This is a genomic window from Microcystis sp. LEGE 08355 (genome assembly GCF_015207185.1).
Classification (GTDB): Bacteria; Cyanobacteriota; Cyanobacteriia; order Cyanobacteriales; family Microcystaceae; genus Microcystis; species Microcystis panniformis.
On the sequence record NZ_JADEXI010000623.1, the window covers coordinates 1 to 2,630 of the forward strand.

The window sequence follows — 2,630 nt, forward strand, 5'->3', positions numbered from 1 at the left end:
AGGAGGTGGAAAGAGCCGTAAACTTGATTAACAATCGTCCTCGAAAATGTCTTGACTATCGTACCCCGAATGAGGTATTCTATAAAGGTAGATCAGATAGTGATGCAATTCAGACTTGAATTGGCCCTCCTTGACTAAAACCACTGTTCCTGATTATCTAAGAAAGATTCAAATTAATGTTATTTTACACCCAATAATCAAGAACTTAATCCATAATTTTCAAGAAAACAATCTGGAAAGCAACCTAATCGATTGTTTAAAGACATTAAAACATCAATCTTCTGGACAAATTGGCGGCATTGCTGGCAATATTATCAACTTACTTAATATACTGAAAAATGGTCACTTAATCGGCTACGATTTTTCTCATATCTCTATTCGACAAGTTGATTTCTCAAACATTAAACTCAACCAAGTAGATTTTTCATACTCACAGTTTTTTGACTGTATTTTCCCTCAAACTTGTGGCAGTATTTTATCAATTTCTTGCAGTCAGTTTAATCGCTCTTTTCCAAGAGAAGATCTTTTAGCAACTGGTGACAGTCATGGGATGATTTACCTCTGGAAAGTCAAACAAGACGGAAAATTAGAATTAAGCAAAAGTTTTCCTGCTCACGGAAGTTGGGTGTGGTCAGTAGCCTTAAATTCCGAGGGACAGTTACTAGCAAGTGGGGGACAAGACGGAATTATTAAAATTTGGTCTATTACAACAGATCTATCTATAAATTGTCATTCTTTGCCCCACCCTTCTCAAAAACATTATGCTCCTATCAGAGCCGTTACTTTTAGTGCTGATAGTAAGTTTTTAGCCACAGGAAGTGAGGACAAAACTATTAAAATATGGTCAGTTGAAACAGGAGAATGTCTCCACACCCTTGAAGGACATCAAGAACGAGTAGGTGGTGTTACCTTTAGTCCAAATGGTCAACTTTTAGCCAGTGGCAGCGCTGATAAAACCATCAAAATATGGTCAGTTGACACAGGAAAATGTCTCCATACTCTTACAGGACACCAAGATTGGGTTTGGCAAGTTGCCTTTAGTTCCGATGGTCAACTTCTAGCCAGTGGAAGTGGGGATAAAACCATTAAAATATGGTCTATTATAGAAGGAGAATATCAAAATATTGATACTTTAGAAGGACATGAAAGCTGGATTTGGTCAATTGCTTTTAGTCCCGACGGTCAATATATAGCCAGTGGGAGTGAAGATTTTACACTGCGATTATGGTCAGTAAAAACAAGAGAATGTCTTCAATGTTTTAGGGGATATGGCAATCGATTATCATCGATTACTTTCAGTCCCGATAGTCAATATATCTTGAGTGGTTCTATAGATCGATCGATCCGATTATGGTCTATCAAAAACCATAAATGTCTTCAACAGATTAATGGTCATACTGACTGGATCTGTTCAGTAGCTTTTAGTCCCGATGGAAAAACATTGATAAGTGGAAGTGGAGATCAAACGATTAGATTATGGTCAGGGGAAAGTGGCAAAGTAATTAAAATTTTACAAGAAAAAGATTATTGGGTTTTATTGCATCAAGTCGCAGTTAGTCCGAATGGTCAACTGATTGCTAGTACCAGTCACGATAACACCATCAAACTTTGGGATATTAGGACAGATGAAAAATACACTTTTTCCCCAGAACATCAAAAGCGCGTATGGGCGATCGCTTTTAGTCCTAATAGTCAAATGCTGGTAAGTGGTAGTGGAGATAATTCTGTTAAGCTTTGGTCGGTTCCGAGAGGATTTTGTCTCAAGACTTTTGAGGAACATCAGGCCTGGGTATTATCAGTAACTTTTAGTCCTGACGGAAGATTAATAGCAACTGGTAGTGAAGATCGAACTATAAAACTCTGGTCTATTGAAGATGATATGACTCAATCTTTGCGGACTTTTAAAGGTCATCAAGGAAGAATTTGGTCTGTTGTCTTTAGCTCTGACGGTCAGCGATTAGCCAGTTCAAGTGATGATCAAACGGTCAAAGTTTGGCAAGTCAAAGATGGTAGATTAATTAATAGTTTTGAAGGTCATAAGTCTTGGGTATGGTCAGTGGCCTTTAGTCCCGATGGGAAGTTACTAGCAAGTGGAGGGGATGACGCAACAATCCGAATTTGGGATGTTGAAACAGGTGAACTTCATCAACTTCTGTGTGAACATACTAAAAGTGTCAGGTCAGTGTGTTTTAGTCCCGACGGTAAGACATTGGCCAGCGCAAGTGAAGACGAGACGATTAAACTTTGGAACCTAAAAACAGGAGAATGTCAGAATACTTTACGCTCTCCTAGACTTTATGAACAAACAAATATTAAGGGAGTAGAAGGGTTGAATTATGAAACGATCAACACAATGAAAATTTTAGGAGCTTTTCTGTCACGTTGAAAAAAAGATAGAAGTTAGCCAAGGGAGAACGTAGGTTGGGTTGAAGCATGAAACCCAACGCCCGCATGGGTTACGCTACCGCTAACCCATCCTACAAATAATTGTGCCTCCCTACTTAGAAGTTAGCCAAGGGAGTCTCAATGAGAGGTAATCCCGATCTGAAAATCCCTAAAACCCCACACCCCACTTCATAATTCATAATTCATAATTCATAATTCATAGTTCCGATGTAGTCTTAACGGGT

The 2,630-nt window shown here is 38.6% G+C and carries 2 pseudogenes; both read left to right on the plus strand.

Annotated features, from left to right (window positions below):
* A pseudogene (locus IQ242_RS22060) lies at nt 1-119 on the plus strand (IS30 family transposase); the annotation flags it as partial.
* A gap of 8 nt (nt 120-127) precedes the next feature.
* Nucleotides 128-2,386, plus strand: a pseudogene (locus IQ242_RS22065) (WD40 repeat domain-containing protein); the annotation flags it as partial.
* Nucleotides 2,387-2,630: the final 244 nt, after the last annotated feature.